The organism is Cohnella terricola (assembly GCF_007786475.1).
In the GTDB taxonomy this organism is placed as follows: Bacteria; Bacillota; Bacilli; order Paenibacillales; family Paenibacillaceae; genus Cohnella; species Cohnella terricola.
The window spans coordinates 618,085-637,102 of record NZ_VNJJ01000001.1 but is presented as its reverse complement, the minus strand read 5'-3'; the positions used below and the strand labels follow the sequence as shown (position 1 = coordinate 637,102).

The following is a 19,018-nucleotide window of genomic DNA, read 5'->3' as shown; positions in this document are numbered from 1 at the left end:
ATTCCCCTTTCCCTTAGTCATAATCCAGATTGGTCCTGCGATCGCCCGCCAGCACGGTCGAAAATTCATTCGCGGTTCTTCTTACGGAGTTATCGGGAGGGAATGCCGCTTCTGCAGCGCGAATCGCTTTGAGCATCCCCTTCGCTTTATTGAGCGTTTCCTCGTACTCGTTTTCCGGCACGGAATCCCAGACGATACCCGCTCCGGCTTGCACGAATGCTTTGCCATGTTTGAAAATGATCGTTCTGATTGTTATGCATGTATTGAGGTTGCCCGAAAATCCGAGATAACCGATCGCTCCGGCATACGCGCCGCGAGCTTCGTTCTCAAGCTCGGCGATGATCTCCATCGCCCTGAGCTTTGGAGCGCCCGACACCGTTCCAGCGGGAAGGCATGATAGGAACGCGTCGTAGAAATCCTTATCCGGCCTTAACTGACCGGTCACGTTGGACACGATGTGCATCACGTGGGAATATCGCTCGATCTCCATATAGCTGTCGCATTTGACCGTCCCGAACGTAGATACCCTCCCGATGTCGTTGCGGCCGAGATCAACGAGCATGACGTGTTCGGCGCGCTCTTTTTCATCCGCCAGCAGTTCCTTTTCCAACTGCAAATCTTCTTCCGGCGTGCGGCCACGTGGCCGCGTACCGGCGATCGGCCGGGTTTCCACTTTGCCGTTGTCGACTTTGACGAGCAACTCGGGTGAAGTTCCCACGATAACCTCGTCGTCCAACTTAAGCACATACATGTAAGGGGACGGATTCATCGTTCTGAGCACTCGGTATACGTGAAGCGGATCGACTTCCGTCTCGATGTGAAAACGCTGCGAAAGCACGACCTGGAAAATGTCCCCCGCGCGAATGTACTCCTTCGCCTGATTTACATTGTCAATAAACTGTTCCTTGGTCACGTTCGACGCGACGACTCCGAGGTCGGGGTCCTGGGGCGGCGTGCTGCGCGACGGCTGAATCGGAATCGGCTGCTGGATTCTGCGGATGGTGTCGTCAATCCCGTTAAGGGTCTCCCTGTAAGCCGACTCGATATCGGCATCGCTTGCACCCTCGGCGATATGCACATTCCCGATCACTAGTACCTGTTGCTTAAAATGATCGAAGACGATAACCCGGTCGCAAAACATGAATTGCATATCGTCCATGTTCAGATCGTCTTGCTTGTGCGGCGGAATTTTCCGTTCGTAATATTGCAGCAGATCGTATCCGAAAAATCCGATCGCCCCTCCGGTGAAAGGAGGAAGCTCAGGCAACGCGGGACTGCGGTAGGAGCGAAGCTTATCTCTTAGCAATTGAAGCGGCTCCGTCGTCTTATGCGATTCCACTATGCCGTTCTGCTCCAACGTCAGGCGGTTGTGCTTCAGTCTCAATACGAGAAACGGGTCCGTTCCGATAAAAGAATATCTGGCCCACTTGACGCCGCCCTCCACGCTCTCCAGCAGGAACGCGCGCTCGTCCCGGCTCAAATGCTGGAACACCCGTATCGGCGTCTCTGTATCGGCAAGCAGCTTGCGCACGACCGGGATCACGTTGTACTGTCCGGCCATCGACTTAATTCCTTGAAGCTCCAACTCGTCCATCTTTCTCTCTCCCTCCGCCGCGCTTGCCGGCCTGTTCGTCCAAATAAAAAAGCATCTCTGCTCCGCAGAGATGCGCATGATCGATAAGTAAAAGTTAACCGCTTCTCGCCGCGCACGACCCATCGGCGCGAGGATACGGATACTCCGCTCATCTCATCTCAACTCTACTCGGCTCGCACGCGCGTAAGTTGTCGTCCCTGTGGCCGACCGTTCCGCTGTGCTTCAATGAATAAACTATACCATCGCTTAGAAGTGGCGTCAATGCATACTGATGTTTACATATTTGCACGGGTACCTTGATTCAAAACGGGTACAAAAAAATCCTCCACGGCACCCTGATCAGTGCGAGGAGGATTTTCTATTTACGATTACTTAGCCGCCAAATCCGGCCGTAGTGCCTGAGCGCGATTTAAGTATACGTGACGAATATCCTTCTGAGGGACGTTCGTGTTCACGAGTACCATGAGACGAATGCACTTTTCCAGGCTGCCCTTTACCGGAACTTCAAGCGAGCACATGAGCGGCACGAGTTCCCAGCCTGCCATCTGACGGATGGCACGCGCAGGAAACGTGGCGTCCAGGTCTTGAGTGACCGTAACGAAGACGCTGGCGATATCTTCAGGCTCGAATTGATTCACTTCTACGATTCCGTTCAACAGCTCAATTGTCGCATCCAGAATGAGCTGCTCTTCGTTCTGTTCGACCGTTATGGCCCCGCGGATTCCCCTCACGCTCATGATTGCGATTTCCCCTCTCTTAATCCATCCACGATTTCCGTTACCCATGCCGATGGCACGTCATTGCGAATCTCCACGCTACCGATGGATGTCGGCACGACGAAGACCATTTTCCCCTCCGCGAACTTTTTGTCATGGAGCATGGCGCCCATAATCTCGTCCGTCGCGCAGTCGTCCGGAATCCGGACCGGAAGTCCGAATTTGCGGAATATCCGCTCCGTCGTCTCAGCGATATCCGCCGAATAACCGAACTTGGCGGCAAGCCGCGCGGCCCCGACCATGCCGATCGCGATCGCCTCACCATGCAGCAATTGTCCGTAACCCGCAACGGCTTCCAGTGCATGGCCGATCGTATGCCCTAGATTCAGGATCGCTCGCAGATCGTTCTCCCTCTCGTCGCGCGAGACGACGGTGGACTTCACTTTGCAGCCTTCGTATAGGGCGTAACCGAGTGCGTCCGGTTCCAGTCCAAGGAGCTTCTCTGCGTTCTCATCGCACCAAGCCACGAAATCTTCGTTCCAGATCAGCCCGTGCTTGATGACCTCCGAGAGCCCCGCCTTCACTTCGCGAGCAGGCAGGCTTGCCAGCGTATTCAAATCGTAAAGCACGAATTCCGGCTGATGGAAAGCCCCGATAATATTTTTGGCCAAGCGATGGTTGACGGCGACTTTACCTCCAACACTGCTGTCATGAGCTAGAATCGTCGTCGGGATCTGTACAAATCGGACGCCCCGCATATAGGATGCAGCGACGAACCCCGCTAGATCGCCGACCACTCCGCCACCCAAGGCGATCACGGTCGATTTGCGGTCCAGTCCCGCCTTCAAAGCTTGCTCTACGAGAACGTCCAACATCTCAAGCGATTTGGAAGATTCCCCGGACGGCACGACGGCGCGCGAAACTGTATACCCCAATGCTCGTAAGCTGATCTCGACCCGTTCCGCATATAACCCCTCGACGGCGCTGTCCGTAATGAGTAGAATAGGCGATTTGACTGGAAAACCGTGCTCCGCGAACTTCTTCCCTGTCTCTTCGATCAATCCGCTTCCGATATAGATCGGATATGACCGTTCCCCGAGTTCCACCGTCAGTACTCTCGTTCCGCCCGCCATTAGTAGGCCTCCACTTGGCTCAAGTAATGATCCAGGTTCGCTTGAATTTCTTCTATGGAATCTCCGCCGAATTTCTCTAGGAACGCCTTCGCCACTTCCCAAGCGACCACGTGTTCCATAACCACGCTAGCTGCCGGAACCGCGCAAGCATCGGAACGTTCGACCTGTGCGGTAAATGCTTCCTTCGTATCGATATCGACACTTGCCAGCGGCTTGTACAAGGTCGGAATCGGCTTCATGACGCCGCGCACGACGATCGGTTCGCCGGTCGTCATTCCGCCTTCGAATCCTCCCGCGCGGTTAGAACCTCTAAAGAAACCCTTCTCCTCGGAATATAGGATTTCGTCATGCACCTTCGACCCGGGAATGCGAGCCGCCTCGAATCCGATTCCCACTTCGACGCCTTTAAAAGCGTTGATCGAAACGACGGCTTGAGCGATGCGACCGTCCAGCTTACGATCCCACTGAACATGGCTGCCGAGGCCAACTGGAAGTCCCGTTACGATGCATTCGACCACACCGCCGATCGTATCACCTTCCGATTTCATACGGTCGATCAGTTCCATCATTTTCTGCTCGGCATCTTTGTCCGCGACTCTAACCGGCGATTGTTCGGTTACGGCGATCAGTTCGTCGATCGGAAGATTCGGAGCAGCAGCGACCACTTCGCCGATCGATACGACGTGTCCGGCTACCTGAATGCCGAATTTGCCCAGCAATTGGCGCGCGATGGCACCGACCGCTACGCGAGCCGCTGTCTCTCGGGCGCTGGAGCGCTCAAGGACGTTGCGCAAATCTTTCAGATTATATTTCAGTCCACCGTTCAAGTCGGCATGTCCCGGACGCGGACGGAATACGCGGCGTTTCGTCTCGTCTCCGCCTTCGATCGGCTCCACGTTCATGACCGACGTCCAGTGCTTCCAGTCTTTATTCTCGACGACAACGGCTACCGGCGCTCCCGTCGTGCGGCCGTGCCGGACTCCGCCCACGATCTGCGCCGTATCGGTCTCGATCTGCATGCGCCGGCCGCGGCCGTGGCCTTTCTGGCGACGCTGCAATTGAAAATTCAAAGCTTCGAAATCAAGTTCCAGATTGCTAGGCAACCCTTCTATAATTGCGGTAAGCTGCGGGCCATGCGTCTCTCCCGCGGTTAAGTAACGTAAACTCAATCCCGGTTCCTCCCCTTCATGCCACGAAAGCCGAAAATATCTTTGATACATTATAGTACAGCGTTAAAGCGTTTGACAAGCAAAGAGCTTTAGAAAAGAAAATAGCCCGTCACGTACGGACGGACTGTTTCTTCCCGGCATTCGCACGCGGCGCTCTCGATTCCCTCATATGTCCGAGAAGCTCCACGTTATCCAAGCCCAATATTTGCGCGCATTCCTGTACGGATATCAATCCTCGCCTGTAAGCCGCTATGACTTTGCGTTTGTCCATAGTTCCCTCCGCGTGGCCTGAATAGCCTTATTATCGGTTGAGAACTTTGCGAACATACGTCTATTCCAGACGCCGGTAAAAAAAAGTCTCGGCGGTCTCCAAGCCGTATTGCCCGGGAGAAAAAATCTGCTCGGTGCTGCCGACGAACAGCAATCCTCCGGGTTTAAGCGCCTGAGCGAACTTACCGTACAAAATATGCTTGGCATCTTCCGTAAAATAAATCATCACGTTACGGCAGACGATCAAATCGTACTTTTCCCCGAAAGAATCGAGCAGCAGATTCTGTTTCTGCAACTTGACGGCTTTCTTTAATTTGTCCGCAATCTGAAACGCCCCGTCGGCCTCGACGAAATATTTCTCCCGATACTCTCTCGGCACGTCCCGCAAAGAGCGCTCCAAATAGACGCCTTCCTTCGCTTTGGCGAGCACTCCTTCATCAAGATCCGTCCCCAGCAAAGCGGTTCGATCCAGGATGCCGAGTGAATCCAGAATCATGGCCAGCGTATAAGGCTCCTCCCCCGTCGAACAAGCGGCACTCCAGATGTTCAGCCTCGAGGAATCCTCAATCAGCTTAGGCAGGAACTTATCCTTCAGTACCTCCCAGCGATTCGGATTGCGCCAAAATTCGGACACGTTGATCGTCATTCGATCCAGAAATTCGTTTCGCAGCCGTGGTTCGCCGGATAGAGCCGTAAAGTATTCCTCGAACGTCTTGTACCCGTATTTCATCCGCAAAGTGGTCAGACGGCGCCGCATCTGATTTTCCTTATATTGAGACAAATCGATGGACGTCAAACGCTTGATGTCCACGATGAATTTCGCGAAATCCTCATCTTCGGAAAAACGCAAATTTGTTGCTGGATTGGAACGAATGTCTCCCATGACGTTCAATTCTCTCCCTTATATCCACACCTGTATCGCTTTATCGTAGGACACCAGTTCCTCTTCCGAGAAAAAAATGCCGATCTCGCGTTCCGCGTTATCGTGGGAATCAGAGCCGTGAATCAAGTTAAAATTCGTATGTATGGCATAATCGCTGCGTATCGTTCCTGGCGCCGCCTCTAGCGCGTTCGTCTTGCCGATCATCGCGCGGCACAGTCCGACGGCTTGATCGCCTTCCCACACCATCGCGAATACCGGTCCGGATGTAATGAACTCCAGCAGCTTCTCGTAAAAATCCTTGCCTTTATGTTCTGCGTAATGTTTCTCGGCGAGCTCGAGCGAAACGTTCATCAACTTGGCGCCGACAAGCTTTAACCCTTTGCGTTCGAAACGGCCGACGATCTCTCCGATCAGTCCCCGCTGCACGCCATCGGGTTTGACCATCAAATACGTTCTTTCCATCAAACCTCTCTCCTTCCAATTCCAAGCGGTATTGCACTCCTATTTTACCATAAAAGAGGTTGATTAATAACTTCGTTTCGCCACGAATCGAGCAATATCGGCCAAATTCCGTTTTGCCGCAATATCCGGGAGCGACTCTAGCGCTTTAAGAGCTTTGGTCAGATACCGTTCCGCCATTTGCTCCGCATCTTTAATCCCTCTGCTTGATCGAACCAGTTTTACGGCTGCCGCCGATCCCGCCTGTCCGTCACTCTCCTTGATCAGCTGGATCTCGTCAAGCAAACGTCCTTTAATAGATTCGTCTTGCAGCGCATATAGAACCGGAAGCGTAATATTCCCTTGTCTCAGATCGCTGCCGGGCGGTTTGCCGATCGCCTTTTCCGTTCCGCACAAATCGAGCAGATCGTCCGTAATTTGGAACAACATGCCCACGTTATAGCCGAATCGGTATAGCGCGTTGCTGACTTTAACCGGTGCGTCGGTCGCAATCGCGCCCAATTGGCAGCTAATCGCGATGAGAAGCGCCGTCTTCCGCCTAATCCGGCGTAAATAGTTGCGGACGCTTTGGTCAACGTTAAAGAAGTCGCGAATCTGCTCCATCTCGCCGATGCACACCTGGACGATCGATCCGGACAAAATTTGATGGATTCTCGGTTTATCCAGTTCGGTAATGACCGTCAGCGCCTTGGCATATATATAGTCTCCGGTATACATGGCCACTCGGTTATCCCACTTCGACTTAACGGTCAGTTGTCCCCGCCGAGTATCGGCATCGTCGATGACGTCATCGTGGACGAGCGTTGCCATATGAATCAACTCTAGCGGCACAGCCACTTTCTTAAGCGTCTCCAGCGAATAATCGCCGAATTTACCCGAGAGTAATACGAATACAGGCCGTATCCTTTTCCCTCCCGCCTTGAGCAAATGAAGCGACGCCTCGCTCAAGATCGGCAGATCGGAGGTAACGGTATGAGCCATCTGATCTTCGATGGCTTGCAAATCCGACTTCATGGAGGCATAAAGCTGCATTAATTTCATAAGTTCACCTGCGGTTCGCTTGATTATCTGTTGCGGGTTGGGCTAGGCAATTCCGACAAGTCGGGTTCGCTGGTCAGCAGGCCGAGTTCTCTGGCATATTGAAAATACAGTTGCAGTCCTGTTTTCTGATCCGGACCGAAGTCATGACAGAGGTGGCTGAAATAATTTTGCCAATACGCCTCGGTGCCGCCGATTTGATCCATGGCCTTCCGGATGACCGGCCCCATATCACGGGAAGATTTGCCTTTGCTCTCGATCAACGCCTCATATATCGCCTGGAACGATTCCGGATCGCGGTAAGCCGCATCTTTGCGTACAGCCCATAACGCGAAAGTCATCCACTGTCCGGTCCATAGGTTCCACACTTCTCCGAGATCAAGAACGCGATAGCCGTGATTTGTCCAAGAAGCCCGAATCGCATGATCCCCGATCAGCAAGGCAGCATCTGCATTCTCCAGCATGTTCTCCAGCGACGGCTCCGCGTCTTCATAAGTCGGTTTGCCTCCGTAAAACTTCTCCATGATGATTTTCAACAAATTCACCGAGGTCGCGGATGCCGTCGTTAACGCAATCTTGCCGTGAAGCACCTTTTCCAAAGGGGATTTCAAGAACAGCAATATCGATTGAACTCGACCGAACGAGCTAACCGAAAGATTCGGCAGGACGTAATAGGAGTCCGACGAGATTCCGTATGCATAGGAAGAAATGGCCGCCATATCGATATCGCCTATTTTAAGCTTGCGATTCAACGTGGCTGGCAAATCCGAATGGACCTCCGTTCGGAACGGGAGCGCTTCGGGATCGAAATGGTGAAAAACAGGCCAAGCATTCGTGTATGAGATGCGGCCAAGTTGAATCGGTCGCGATTGGCTATTATTCATTGGGTTGACCCCATCTTTTGTATAATTGATGTACGATCCCCATATTGTCCATCGTCTTGCCAACGATGAAGTTTACGATGTCGTCAAGCGATTGGGGGCCGTTATAGAAAGCCGGCATTGCCGGGATAATCCGTACGCCTAGCCGCGCGAGCTTAAGCATGTTTTCCAAGTGAATGGCATGAAGGGGCGTCTCCCTCGGCACGATTAGCAGCGGGCGTCCTTCCTTCAGCATCACGTCCGCGGCGCGGGTGAGCAGATTCGTCGATGCGCCACTCGCGATCGCCGATAGGGATCCCATCGAACACGGCACGATCGCCATTCCTTCGCAGCGGAAGGAACCGCTGGCGATGCTTGCGCCGATGTCGTTAAGGGGGTGATAAGTCATCCTGCCTTCTGCGGGCGCGGAATCGAAAGCCTTATCTAAACAGTCTAACCGATGGGAGGCATTCCAACCTAGCTCTTCTTTCAGTACCCGCCAACCGGCATCCGATATGACGAGATGAACATGAAAGCCGGCAGCGAGCAGTTGCCGGCACAGCGTCACTCCGTATATCGCGCCGCTGGCGCCTGTGATGCCGACAACCCAGCGCCTCGGCTCCGAGGTTTCGGTTGCTTTTATTACCATGATCTTACCACCACCAGATCAATGAACGTAAAGACGAAAATAACGGCACTGATCACGCCGTTCATCGTGAAGAACGCCGCATTGAGTTTGCTAAGATCATTGGGCTTGACGAGCCTGTGCTCGTACAGCAGCAATCCGCCTGAGAAAATCATGCCGATGAAGTACCACCAGCTCAGATCGGTAAGGACGAGTATTAAGGCAAAGCCGACAGCCGTAAGTGCGTGGAACACCCTTGCGATGCCAAGCGCGCGTGCGATGCCGAAGCGCGCTGGGATCGAATAAAGACCTTCCTTACGGTCGAACTCGACGTCCTGACAAGCGTAGATGATATCGAAACCCGCGCTCCACAATGCAACCGTCACGAACAGAATCATCGAAGTCCAAGTGACGCCACCCGTTATCGCGACCCAGCCTCCGAGCGGTGCCAATCCTAGCGTCAGTCCCAGTACCAAATGGCACGCCCAGGTAAAGCGTTTCGTATAAGAATAGAAAACGGTCATAAACACGGCGATCGGAAGCAGCTTGACGGCCAACGGGTTCAACTGGGCCGCTGCCCAGAATAGCAACACGAAGGAGATCACGATATATACGATGACTTCCGTCGATTTCAGCAGTCCCGCCGGAATCGCCCGCGTGGCCGTTCTCGGATTACGGGCGTCGATCGCTTTGTCGATCACCCTGTTTAGACCCATTGCCGCCGTGCGTGCGCCGACCATCGCTAAGAGAATCCACCCGCATTCGCCCCATTCCGGCAAGCGCTTCTCGACGGTGACCGCTCCGAGAATCGCTCCCACGAAAGCGAAAGGAAGCGCGAACAGCGTATGTTCGAATTTAATCATTTCCAGGAAAATGCGAATTTTGGAGATCATACGATTTCATTCCCTTTCGTACCGATATGCAGCGCAGCGACTCCGCCCGTTAGAGGGTAAGCTTTCACGTTGCGCATGCCAATGCTGCGGAACATTTCGGCGAGCGCTTGCAGATCGGGGAAAGCCACCAAAGACTCGGGCAGCCAGCGATACTGTTCTTGCCGCTTCGCGAACCATTTGCCCAGCAGCGGCATCAGCTTTTCGAAGTAAAAATAATAAATGCCTTTGAACGGCTGCCAGGTCGGTTTCGAAAGCTCCAGACAGACGATGAGTCCGCCAGGCTTGACGACCCTCTTCATTTCTTTAAGCGTCTTGACGATATCCGGCACGTTGCGCAAGCCGAACCCGATCGTAATAAAGTCGAACGAATTATCCTCGAAAGGGAGATCCATCGCGTTCCCCTGGACAAGTGTAATTTGATTTCCGAGTCCAAGCTTGTCGACTTTGGCTTGTCCAACGTCGAGCATATTGCGGCTGAAGTCCAGCCCAACGGTCCGGCCTCCGCTCGCTTGGGCAAGAGCGATCGTCCAGTCGCATGTGCCGCAGCAAAGATCCAATGAGGTCTGGCCGGGCTTGACGTCCATCTTGCGCATCGTGAATCGACGCCACGCCTTATGTCTTCTGAAGCTAATAATATCGTTCAACCTATCGTATTTCGGAGCGATGCTCTCGAATACTTCATGCACGTGTTTCTGTTTCGATTCCGCGTCCATCATCCTGTCTATCCCAACTCCTTCAATGCGGTTGCTCTATGCTGCCCCGCCTTTACGAAAGGCTCGATCAGAGGCTGCAGTTCACGCAGCAAATTGTCCGACTGCAGCTTCTGAATCAGAACCTGCAATTGCGTTGCCGATTGCCGGAGATGAGCGCTCAACTTCTCCGCGATCTCGTATTTATGAATCAGCGGCTGAATGGATTGATTCTCATCTCCGCGTTCGATCAAAATATTCCGATCTTCTTCCGCGCCTTCTTGCAGTATATGCCAAACTCCCCAACTGCCGGCCAATGAGGACATCTTCTCTACTTTAGCCAGTTCGTGCATCAATACTTCGCAACGGCTAAAGCGTTCGACGATTTCCGGCCACAAGCGCTCGTACAGACCGCCCATAACCCCCGTAAACGCGAGGAACAGCCCAGATTTCAGCTCTGCGCCGCAATGGAGATACTCTTCCGCGTTCATTTTCATCTGTTTCAACTTGCCATAGAAATTCATTTTCAACTGATTGATGTTGCATACGGCCTCGCTCAGGCGGCGGATCATCTCAATCTGTCCGGCTTGGGACAGCAAATGGTAGAAACGGCTGCTGAAGTAATCTCCGGCAAGCACTCTTAATTGCTGCGTTCGCATGCCCTTCACGCCATTCGTCGTCCCACTTGGAGAGTTCTCCACCATATCGTGCGTGTCCAGCCCCATCTGAACGAGCGTCGTGACAACCGATAGCAGTTCCTTATGGGATGCCGAACTCGGCTGATGGCTCAGAACAGTGTATAACAAAGAAATCCTGCCTTCCGGAAAATCCGGTAGATCCGTGTGCAGGCTGATCATGTCGTGGCTCATATACTTGCTCGCCAATTGGTTAATTCGTGCTCTACTCATTGCTTCCGCCTCCGAACTAGCTGCCAGGCACTTCTAACGATGTTTATCTTAACTATTATAACATATCCTAGATAGGCTCGCATAAGCCATTGACTTTGTTCATGAATTTGCAAAATTTGCAATCCAGCGTTTTCCTTGCGATGTCAACGTAAACCGAATGTGGTCGGGCAGCTCCATACCGTCGCCCGTTAACGGCAACCGCAATTCATCCAAATTCCGCTCCGTCCAGTCATCTTTGCGTGTTTCCGCCGCAAGAAGCAATTCGCGGCTGCCGCCTCGTTCTCCGTACACTCGGATTAATACCTGTTTAATATTGCTGGTGTCGGAGTAGGCGAAGAGAACAAGCTTTCCGATGTCATCTCGTACCCGTTCAGGCTTTCCTCCCTGCAGATCGACGGCCAGTATCGCATGATCCCACCCTACCTTAAGCATCCGGCTATGCAGCGGTACGCCGGCGATCGCATCCACGAGGCGGTCATCCGTCAGCCATTTCGTCCGATTCGGCTGAAATGCGGCCACGGACTCCCGGCGATGCTGCAGGCTTTGTTCCATTTGCGGCAACTGCGCAAGCAAATACACGGCGAGAATTCCGCCAATTCCCAATATCCCCCAAGGGAACAATCGATAAACGGGCATGGTGATTTCCCCTTTCCTGTAGAGGCTCTTCCATACCCATTGTACAAATAAAAAGGGCAGGCTATGCCTGCGCCGCATCGTAAACTTGTTTATACATCCGTATCGATCGTGCCATGTTTCGTCATAATCGTTGCCTTGCCTCTGATTTTCATGGCCGACGTATGATCGGTAAACTGAACGATCAACACCTCGCCCTTATCCAATTTTTCGGTATGGTGAAATTTCGTGTCTTGGCCGCGCGTTAAACCGATAACTTGCACGCCGGCGTCTTTGGCCTTGATGACGACAAAATCTTGTTCATTCTCGCCCATCGTTGTGCAACCTCCTTTTATGACTCCCATAATGAAGAAAAGATAGATCGCTGTCAAATCTTTTAACTGCTTTCTCGCAGAACCGCGAGGCTAACAAAAAACCATTCCCTTTAGCGTGCGATACACCTTAAGGAAATGGTCGATTTGGTTTGAAAGGGATAGCCATATCTGACATGATATGGTCGGAACGGAGAGACTCGAACTCTCGACCTCACCCACCCCAAGGGTGCGCGCTACCAGGCTGCGCCACGTCCCGGATATGTACGCGATATGTACGATAGGGTAATCCCTACCTGATGGGGATTTTACGATATTATAGCATATTTGCGACGACTCTCGCAACCATTAGCCGGGGTAGTTAGATTTGAATAAAACAGGTGCACCCCTGAAGGAAACAGGAGCGCACCCTAACGATTTTTGTGTTATTTAATCCCTTCTTTAAGGGCTTTACCCGGCTTAAACGCAGGGATCTTGCCGGCTGGGATCTCGATCTCGACGCCGGTTTGCGGGTTGCGGCCTTTACGAGCGGAACGTTCGCGAACCTCGAAGTTGCCAAACCCTACGAGTTGAACTTTGTCTCCGTTCTGCAGCGCTTCGGAAATAACGTCGAAAACAGCGTCAACCGCTTGGGTCGCATCTTTCTTGGACAAGTCGGCCAATTCGGCCACTTTAGTAATCAATTCGGTTTTATTCATAGCAATTTCACCTCCCCCAATCGTGCGATGGCATGTTATTTGTTTATCCGTTTCAACAGAAATTATACACTCCGGAATCGTGAAGTTTCAAGCGTGGCGCGATTTCCCGGTATTTGTCACCCAGATTTGCGGCGATTGAGATGGATAAAAGTAACGGCAAGGGCAAGAACGAGCACCGCACCTTTAATAATGTCGTTGGTGTAATATTGCACATTCATCATCGTCAATCCGTTCACGAGAACACCCATCAGTACGGCTCCGAAGAAGGTGCCGATAATGTTCGGCCGCCCCGCCGCGAACACCGAATATCCTACGAAAACGGCCGCGACCGACTCCATCAGCATCGGAGCTCCTGCATCGATCTGCCCCGAACCGATCCGCGATGCAAACAGGATGCCTCCGATCGCAGCGAAGACGCCGGAAGCGACGTACGCCAACGTGCGTACGCGTTTGACTTTGAGCCCCGAGAGTCGAGCCGCTTCCTCGTTCCCGCCGGTCATGATCATCTGCCGTCCCCACCGAGTGTACTTGAAGAAGATGTGGGCGGCAATGACAGCGAGCAGCATGAGGATGACGGGAAAAGGTACGCCAAATAACTTGCCTTGACCGATCCATAGAAACTCCTTGGACATCACGCCGGGAGCCGTCGTACCGTCAGACAGCGGCATATTGCTGTAAATCGAATATCCTTTCGTATACGTCTTGTGAATACCATTGACGATATACATAACAGCAAGCGTCGCTAGAAGGTCCGGGATACGGATCTTAACGATTAGCAGCGCGTTAAGCAAGCCCACTATGGCACCTACCGCAAGCGGAACGACCAGCACGACGACAAGCGGCATCTCGTACCAAACCATCATTGTCGCTGTAATGACGGTCGAGAGCGATACAGTGGAGCCCACCGACAGATCGAATCCATCAACCGTCAGCGAGATCGTTACACCGATAGCGACGAACGTCACAATCGAGATCGAACGAAGAATATCGGTAATATTGTTATAGGTAAAGAAATATTCGTTTCTAAGAGAGAAGAACAGAATGACGAAACCGATGAATATGAGCGCTCCGTATTTGAACGTAAACGGCAGCAGGCGATTTTTCACGCTAATTCCTCCCGGCCCGCGCTGGCATAATACAACAAATCCTCTTGCGTTGCTTCGCCGCGGTTGAATGTTTTTACGATGGCCCCGTCGCACATCACGAGAATTCTGTCGGCCAAGCCAAGAGCTTCTGCGAATTCGCACGTCAAGTAAACGATGCCTTTGCCTTGCTGCGCGAGCTTTCCAATAATGCGGAAAATATCGCTTTTGGCCCCGACGTCGACGCCTTTGGTAGGCTCATCGAACAAGTAGACGTCCGCTTCCGTGCCCATCCATTTGCCGATCGCCACTTTCTGCTGGTTGCCGCCGCTCAGAAACGCGGTCTGCAAGGACACCGACGAAGTTTTTATGCCAAGCCCCTCGATCTGTTCAGCGGCGTACGCGCGCTCCGATCTGCCGGACAGAAACCCAAGTTTGCTTATCGTTTTCAGCAAAGGCAAGCTCAAGTTATGCAAGACTGACTCCCTGACGAGTATGCCTTCCTTGCGCCTTTCCTCGGGAACGAGTGCGATACCCGCTTGGACCGCGTCCGATGGGGTTCTGAGATTCACCGGCTTGCCCCCGACACTGACCGTCCCACGCTCCGACGAATCCGCGCCGAACAGCACCCGGGACAATTCGGTCTTGCCCGCTCCGACCAAGCCGACGATCGCAACGATCTCTCCGCGCTTCACCTCGAGATTAACGCCCCGTACGCGCCGTCCGGCTTCCAGTCCTTCGACCTTCAATACCGGTTCGCCGATCTTCGCATCCAGCTTCGGAAACTCCTCTTCGAAACTGCGTCCGAGCATCGCCCGGACGACGCCGCTGGCATCGATCTTGCTCTTGTCCTCCGTCAAGACGTGCTCGCCGTCTCTCATCACGGTAATGCGATCGCAAATTCGGAACACTTCGGGCAACCTGTGGGAGATAAAGATAACACCGATTCCCGCATCTTTTAATCCCGTCATGATTCCGAACAGCTTGTCGGCTTCTTCCAGACTAAGCGGAGCGGTAGGCTCATCCAGAATGACGAATTTGGCATTCTCGGCGAGCAGACGCGCGACCAACACAAGCTGCTTCTCCGACAACGTCAAATCCCGTACAAGCTCTCTTGGAGATAGCGTCAACCCGATCCGTTTAAGAACCGCCTGGGCTTCCTCGTGCAGGCCACCCCAACGGAGCCATGCTCCCGCTTTGGAAGTCGCCAATCGATCGAGGAAAATGTTCTCCGAAACGGTCAGATGCGGAACGAGTGAAGTATCCACCTCTTGATATACGCAATGAATGCCCGCTCTCTTGGAATCAGCGGGAGATACGAACTTAAACGAGGCATCCCCGATCTCAATGCTGCCTTCGTCTGACTCGTAAGCGCCCGACAATATTTTCATTAGCGTGCTCTTCCCCGCGCCGTTCGCACCGAGCAATGCGTGGATTTCCCCGCCTCTGACAGAGAAATCCACGTTCTTTAAGGCGGAAACGCCCGCGAAAGATTTCGAGATGTTTCTCATATTCAGTACGGAAGCCTTATCGTTCGTTGACATCGCAGATCGTCCCCTTTCCCGCCGAAGACTGTTCGAAATTCGTATTGACAGCAGGAAACGGCGCGGATGAATCCCCGCGCCGTGCCTGCCGAATGTTCTGTAAATCGTTTATTTTGCGCCTACAGCCGCTTCCAATTCTTTCAGATAATCCGTATTGCCGAGATCGCTGCTACCCCAGCCTTCCACGTATTGAGAAAGCTCTGCGGTCGTAATGATTTTGTCCTTAGGCAGCGCATCGCGGTGTACGAATACCGGCTCCAATTGAACAACCGGATCGGTCGTATCGCCATGGAACTTCTGGTACAGGAATCTGACTTGAACCGTTCCGATCGAAGTCGGGTCGACGGCGGCCGAAGCTACCCAAGGGCTCGTCGGATCTTGAATCATCTTCAAGTCTTCATCGCTCAGATCGATACCGTATACTTTGATCTCGTCGCGTCCGGCTTGTTTGATCGCATTGGCTGCGCCTTTAGCGAATTCATCCCATGCCGCCCATACCGCAGTAATGTCGCCTTTTTTCGGATATTGTTTCAATACGGCTTCCATTTTATTTTGCGTATCGAGCTGCGGATTGCTTGCGTCGCCGAACGACGCGATTTCTTTAATGTCTGTATACTTCTCGGTGAACGCTTTGTAAGAGATTTGACGGCTTTCCATTGGAGGGAATCCGGCAACCCATACTTTAACGATATTGCCTTTGCCGCCTGCTTCTTCCGCGAGCTTCTCGAGCGTGAACTCGGCAAGCTGCTGGTCGTTCTGGGCGAGATTCGTAATACCTTCGAAAGACTGCAGGCCCGAGTCGAACGCGACGATCGGAATGCCAGCCTCTTTCGCTTTATTCAGACCATTCGTCAGTGCCGCGGCATCGCCGTGGTCGATCAGAATGCCGTCGAACTTCTGGTTAACAGCGGAATCCAAGTTCGCCGCCATTTTCGCCAGATCGTTCTCGGAAGCAAGCACAGTCACTTCGCCGCCGAATTTGGCCACTTGTTTCTTAACACCGTCTACGTATTGAGCGGAGAACGTTCCCGTGTTGAAACGCATGACGAGCGCAATTCTTTTGCCTTTAAGCGCATCCAGTTCCGCGTTTTGTTCCGAATCGTTGGATGCAGGCGCGCTTGCCGAAGCAGATGGCGATTCCGCAGCAGGCGACGAGCTGCCCGCGTTGTTGTTTTCTTTTTTACCGCACGCCGCCAGCACCAATACGAATACTAGCAACAGTGCGACCCATGACCCTTTAAATTTACGTTGATTCATCTCTCTCTTGCCTCCCAATTCATAACTGCATGTCTATGATGAAATTTACTATAACCAGTTATTCCGAGTATGTCAATCGGTTTTATTACTTAATTCAAAAAATTCGCATATTGCTGCGGCTATACGCTATCTTTGCACGTTCTGTCCATCAGAACATTGTAGGCGAATTCCCCGCGACTGGCAATATCCTAGATCGCATATTCTTGGATTTGCCACTAGAATTGCGCTTTCATTTCCTATATTGATAGAAGTCTTGTAATCTTTGCGGGTACTGATGGGTTTAGTTAGGTAATAACGAATTAGACGGTGCTGAATGGGACTTTGGCGCGTGTAGTTAGGTGAAACCTGATTAGGCGGCGCAAAACGGGGTAGCGGACGCGTGTAGTCAGGTGAATCCTGATTAGACGGCGCAAAACGGGACTCGGACGCGTGTAGTCAGGTGAAACCTGATTAGACGGCACAAAACGAGACTTGGACGCGTGTAGTCAGGTGAAACCTGATTAGACGGCGCAATACGGAACTTTGGCGCGTGTAGTCAGGTGAAAGCTGATTAGACGGTGCAAAACGGGACTTTGGCACGTGTAGTCAGGTGAAACCTGACTACGCGGAGCGGGGTTACAGTTAATTGCAGTCTTGAAAACAAAAGAAGCGTTTGACCGGCACAAGTACCGGCAAGCGCTTCGTAAGACCACTTATAGAATGATTGCGATCAAGCCGCCCGAGCCTTCGTTGATGATCCGGCCCAGCGTTTCTTGCAGCTTGTAACGAGCATTGTCGGGCATCATCGCGATCTTGCCCTGAATGCCTTCCCTGACGATCGAATGCAGCGAGCGCCCGAAAATGTCGGATTCCCAAATCTTGATCGGATCTTTCTCGAAATCCTGCATGAGGTAGCGAACGAGCTCTTCGCTTTGCTTCTCCGTACCGATGATCGGCGCGAATTCGGACTCGACGTCGACCCGGATCATGTGGATCGAAGGCGCCGTCGCTTTCAGCCTGACGCCGAAACGCGAACCTTGTCGAATGAGCTCCGGCTCGTCAAGCACCATCTCCGCAAGCGATGGGGCCGCGATTCCGTAGCCTGTCGTCTTGACCATCTCGAGCGCTTCCGAGAACCGGTCGTATTCCCTCTTCGCGTGCGAGAACTCCTGCATTAGCTGAAGCAGATGATCCTTGCCGCGGATTTCGGTTCCGACGACTTCCATCAGGATTTTGTCGTACAGTTCATCGGGAGCGTATAGGTCGATTTCGGCTACGCCTTGCCCCATATTCATGCCGCTGAGGCCGGCTCTAGCCACGAAATCGTACTCCATGAACTGGGCGACGACACGTTCCACGTCACGCAGTCTGCGAATATCCTTGACCGTCTCACGAACGGAATTCTCGTAGCTCGTGCGCAGCCAGTGGCCTTCGTTTAGTACCATGACCCAGCTTGGCAGATTAACGTTGACTTCGTGCACGGGGAATTCGTACAGCACTTCGCGAAGAACGCCCATAACTTCGTCTTCGCCCATCGTCGCGGCGCTTACCGCCATAACGGGAATATCGTATTTAATGGCCAGCTCGTTGCGGAGCGCCTGAGTTTCTTCGCTCCTCGGCCGTGCGGAGTTCACGATTAAGACGAACGGCTTGCCAACTTCCTTCAACTCGTTCACGACCCGCTCCTCGGCGTCAACATAGGAGCCGCGAGGAATTTCCGAGATCGTTCCGTCCGTCGTCACGACGACGCCAAGAGTGGAATGCTCTTGAATGACTTTGCGCGTTCCGATCTCTGCCGCTTCTTGGAACGGAATCGGATCCTCGAACCAAGGTGTCGTAATCATACGCGGACCGCCTTCATCCTCGAAGCCTTTCGCTCCGTCGACCGTATATCCGACGCAATCGACGAGGCGGACGTTCACTTCGAGGCCTTCAGCCACTTTGAGCTGCACCGCGTTGTTCGGGACGAACTTCGGCTCCGTCGTCATGATTGTACGGCCTGCCGCGCTTTGAGGCAATTCGTCGATCGCTCTGATCCGATCCGCTTCAAACGCGATATTAGGTAAAACAACGGTTTCCATAAACCGTTTGATAAAGGTCGATTTGCCCGTGCGGACGGCACCCACGACCCCGAGGTAGATATCGCCGCCGGTGCGTTCGGCGATATCCTTGAAAATGTCCACTTTTTCCACTGAGATTCCCTCCCATCGTAATCGCGAAACTTTCGTGACCCGCCTTCAGGGCGGAACTCGTACACGAACTTGGACTAGTAACATT

20 protein-coding genes and 1 tRNA gene are annotated in these 19,018 nt (G+C 52.9%); all 21 read right to left on the bottom strand.

Annotated features, from left to right (window positions below):
- Positions 1 to 13 precede the first annotated feature (13 nt).
- Positions 14 to 1,594 carry an anthranilate synthase component I gene (gene trpE / locus FPZ45_RS03105; protein WP_144698227.1) on the bottom strand — a complete coding sequence of 527 codons (1,581 nt, stop codon included), beginning with the start codon at positions 1,592 to 1,594 and terminating at the stop codon, positions 14 to 16.
- A gap of 368 nt (positions 1,595 to 1,962) precedes the next feature.
- Entirely contained in the window at positions 1,963 to 2,331 is a 369-nt protein-coding gene (gene aroH / locus FPZ45_RS03100) for a chorismate mutase (RefSeq protein WP_144698225.1), read from the bottom strand.
- Positions 2,328 to 3,443, bottom strand: a complete 1,116-nt coding sequence (gene aroB / locus FPZ45_RS03095) for a 3-dehydroquinate synthase (protein WP_144698223.1) — start codon at positions 3,441 to 3,443, stop codon at positions 2,328 to 2,330. The genes aroH and aroB overlap by 4 nt, the downstream gene beginning before the upstream one ends.
- On the bottom strand, positions 3,443 to 4,612 hold the full coding sequence (aroC, locus tag FPZ45_RS03090; RefSeq protein ID WP_144698221.1) for a chorismate synthase: 1,170 nt from the start codon (positions 4,610 to 4,612) through the stop codon (positions 3,443 to 3,445). The genes aroB and aroC overlap by 1 nt, the downstream gene beginning before the upstream one ends.
- A 109-nt stretch (positions 4,613 to 4,721) precedes the next feature.
- Positions 4,722 to 4,883: a hypothetical protein gene (locus FPZ45_RS25200; RefSeq protein ID WP_186438195.1), complete on the bottom strand. Its 162-nt coding sequence runs from the start codon at positions 4,881 to 4,883 to the stop codon at positions 4,722 to 4,724.
- A gap of 60 nt (positions 4,884 to 4,943) precedes the next feature.
- Positions 4,944 to 5,765, bottom strand: coding sequence for a CheR family methyltransferase (locus tag FPZ45_RS03085; protein WP_144698218.1), 822 nt, complete (start codon positions 5,763 to 5,765; stop codon positions 4,944 to 4,946).
- A gap of 18 nt (positions 5,766 to 5,783) precedes the next feature.
- A complete protein-coding gene (gene ndk / locus FPZ45_RS03080) occupies positions 5,784 to 6,227 on the bottom strand; it encodes a nucleoside-diphosphate kinase (protein WP_144698216.1) in 444 nt (147 codons plus the stop codon).
- Positions 6,228 to 6,290: 63 nt separating this feature from the next.
- On the bottom strand, positions 6,291 to 7,265 hold the full coding sequence (hepT, locus tag FPZ45_RS03075) for a heptaprenyl diphosphate synthase component II (RefSeq protein WP_144698214.1): 975 nt from the start codon (positions 7,263 to 7,265) through the stop codon (positions 6,291 to 6,293).
- A 23-nt stretch (positions 7,266 to 7,288) separates the two neighbouring features.
- Positions 7,289 to 8,146: a menaquinone biosynthetic enzyme MqnA/MqnD family protein gene (locus FPZ45_RS03070; protein WP_144698212.1), complete on the bottom strand. Its 858-nt coding sequence runs from the start codon at positions 8,144 to 8,146 to the stop codon at positions 7,289 to 7,291.
- Positions 8,139 to 8,771, bottom strand: coding sequence for a UbiX family flavin prenyltransferase (locus FPZ45_RS03065; RefSeq protein ID WP_144698210.1), 633 nt, complete (start codon positions 8,769 to 8,771; stop codon positions 8,139 to 8,141). Before FPZ45_RS03065 ends, FPZ45_RS03070 begins: the two co-directional genes overlap by 8 nt.
- Positions 8,765 to 9,640, bottom strand: a complete 876-nt coding sequence (locus tag FPZ45_RS03060) for a UbiA-like polyprenyltransferase (protein ID WP_144698209.1) — start codon at positions 9,638 to 9,640, stop codon at positions 8,765 to 8,767. Before FPZ45_RS03060 ends, FPZ45_RS03065 begins: the two co-directional genes overlap by 7 nt.
- Positions 9,637 to 10,356, bottom strand: coding sequence for a demethylmenaquinone methyltransferase (locus FPZ45_RS03055; protein WP_144698207.1), 720 nt, complete (start codon positions 10,354 to 10,356; stop codon positions 9,637 to 9,639). Before FPZ45_RS03055 ends, FPZ45_RS03060 begins: the two co-directional genes overlap by 4 nt.
- A gap of 5 nt (positions 10,357 to 10,361) precedes the next feature.
- The gene (locus FPZ45_RS03050) at positions 10,362 to 11,237 is read right to left on the bottom strand and encodes a heptaprenyl diphosphate synthase component 1 (protein ID WP_144698205.1); all 876 of its coding nucleotides are present in this window, start codon (positions 11,235 to 11,237) and stop codon (positions 10,362 to 10,364) included.
- A gap of 99 nt (positions 11,238 to 11,336) precedes the next feature.
- A complete protein-coding gene (locus FPZ45_RS03045) occupies positions 11,337 to 11,873 on the bottom strand; it encodes a hypothetical protein (protein WP_144698203.1) in 537 nt (178 codons plus the stop codon).
- An 89-nt stretch (positions 11,874 to 11,962) separates the two neighbouring features.
- Positions 11,963 to 12,184, bottom strand: a complete 222-nt coding sequence (mtrB, locus tag FPZ45_RS03040; protein WP_144698201.1) for a trp RNA-binding attenuation protein MtrB — start codon at positions 12,182 to 12,184, stop codon at positions 11,963 to 11,965.
- 179 nt (positions 12,185 to 12,363) lie between these two features.
- Positions 12,364 to 12,440, bottom strand: a tRNA-Pro gene (locus FPZ45_RS03035).
- Between the two features lie 166 nt (positions 12,441 to 12,606).
- Positions 12,607 to 12,879: an HU family DNA-binding protein gene (locus FPZ45_RS03030; RefSeq protein ID WP_144698199.1), complete on the bottom strand. Its 273-nt coding sequence runs from the start codon at positions 12,877 to 12,879 to the stop codon at positions 12,607 to 12,609.
- Positions 12,880 to 12,995: 116 nt separating this feature from the next.
- Positions 12,996 to 13,985, bottom strand: a complete 990-nt coding sequence (locus FPZ45_RS03025; protein WP_144698197.1) for an ABC transporter permease — start codon at positions 13,983 to 13,985, stop codon at positions 12,996 to 12,998.
- Entirely contained in the window at positions 13,982 to 15,505 is a 1,524-nt protein-coding gene (locus tag FPZ45_RS03020; protein ID WP_186438194.1) for a sugar ABC transporter ATP-binding protein, read from the bottom strand. Before FPZ45_RS03020 ends, FPZ45_RS03025 begins: the two co-directional genes overlap by 4 nt.
- A 108-nt stretch (positions 15,506 to 15,613) precedes the next feature.
- Positions 15,614 to 16,762, bottom strand: a complete 1,149-nt coding sequence (locus tag FPZ45_RS03015; RefSeq protein WP_144698196.1) for a sugar ABC transporter substrate-binding protein — start codon at positions 16,760 to 16,762, stop codon at positions 15,614 to 15,616.
- A 692-nt stretch (positions 16,763 to 17,454) separates the two neighbouring features.
- Positions 17,455 to 18,933, bottom strand: coding sequence for a stage IV sporulation protein A (spoIVA, locus tag FPZ45_RS03010; protein WP_144698194.1), 1,479 nt, complete (start codon positions 18,931 to 18,933; stop codon positions 17,455 to 17,457).
- Between the last annotated feature and the right edge of the window lie 85 nt (positions 18,934 to 19,018).

Excerpts from the sequence above, each read along its gene's own strand:
- FPZ45_RS03065 (WP_144698210.1), bottom strand. The coding sequence starts at position 8,771 with ATGGTAATAAAAGCAACCGAAACCTCGGAGCCGAGGCGCTGGGTTGTC.
- FPZ45_RS03060 (WP_144698209.1), bottom strand. The coding sequence starts at position 9,640 with ATGATCTCCAAAATTCGCATTTTCCTGGAAATGATTAAATTCGAACAT.
- FPZ45_RS25200 (WP_186438195.1), bottom strand. The coding sequence starts at position 4,883 with ATGGACAAACGCAAAGTCATAGCGGCTTACAGGCGAGGATTGATATCC.
- aroB (WP_144698223.1), bottom strand. The coding sequence starts at position 3,443 with ATGGCGGGCGGAACGAGAGTACTGACGGTGGAACTCGGGGAACGGTCA.
- FPZ45_RS03015 (WP_144698196.1), bottom strand. The coding sequence starts at position 16,762 with ATGAATCAACGTAAATTTAAAGGGTCATGGGTCGCACTGTTGCTAGTA.
- mtrB (WP_144698201.1), bottom strand. The coding sequence starts at position 12,184 with ATGGGCGAGAATGAACAAGATTTTGTCGTCATCAAGGCCAAAGACGCC.
- FPZ45_RS03050 (WP_144698205.1), bottom strand. The coding sequence starts at position 11,237 with ATGAGTAGAGCACGAATTAACCAATTGGCGAGCAAGTATATGAGCCAC.
- hepT (WP_144698214.1), bottom strand. The coding sequence starts at position 7,265 with ATGAAATTAATGCAGCTTTATGCCTCCATGAAGTCGGATTTGCAAGCC.
- FPZ45_RS03045 (WP_144698203.1), bottom strand. The coding sequence starts at position 11,873 with ATGCCCGTTTATCGATTGTTCCCTTGGGGGATATTGGGAATTGGCGGA.
- aroH (WP_144698225.1), bottom strand. The coding sequence starts at position 2,331 with ATGAGCGTGAGGGGAATCCGCGGGGCCATAACGGTCGAACAGAACGAA.
- FPZ45_RS03085 (WP_144698218.1), bottom strand. The coding sequence starts at position 5,765 with ATGGGAGACATTCGTTCCAATCCAGCAACAAATTTGCGTTTTTCCGAA.
- ndk (WP_144698216.1), bottom strand. The coding sequence starts at position 6,227 with ATGGAAAGAACGTATTTGATGGTCAAACCCGATGGCGTGCAGCGGGGA.
- FPZ45_RS03055 (WP_144698207.1), bottom strand. The coding sequence starts at position 10,356 with ATGATGGACGCGGAATCGAAACAGAAACACGTGCATGAAGTATTCGAG.
- trpE (WP_144698227.1), bottom strand. The coding sequence starts at position 1,594 with ATGGACGAGTTGGAGCTTCAAGGAATTAAGTCGATGGCCGGACAGTAC.
- FPZ45_RS03020 (WP_186438194.1), bottom strand. The coding sequence starts at position 15,505 with ATGTCAACGAACGATAAGGCTTCCGTACTGAATATGAGAAACATCTCG.
- FPZ45_RS03070 (WP_144698212.1), bottom strand. The coding sequence starts at position 8,146 with ATGAATAATAGCCAATCGCGACCGATTCAACTTGGCCGCATCTCATAC.
- FPZ45_RS03030 (WP_144698199.1), bottom strand. The coding sequence starts at position 12,879 with ATGAATAAAACCGAATTGATTACTAAAGTGGCCGAATTGGCCGACTTG.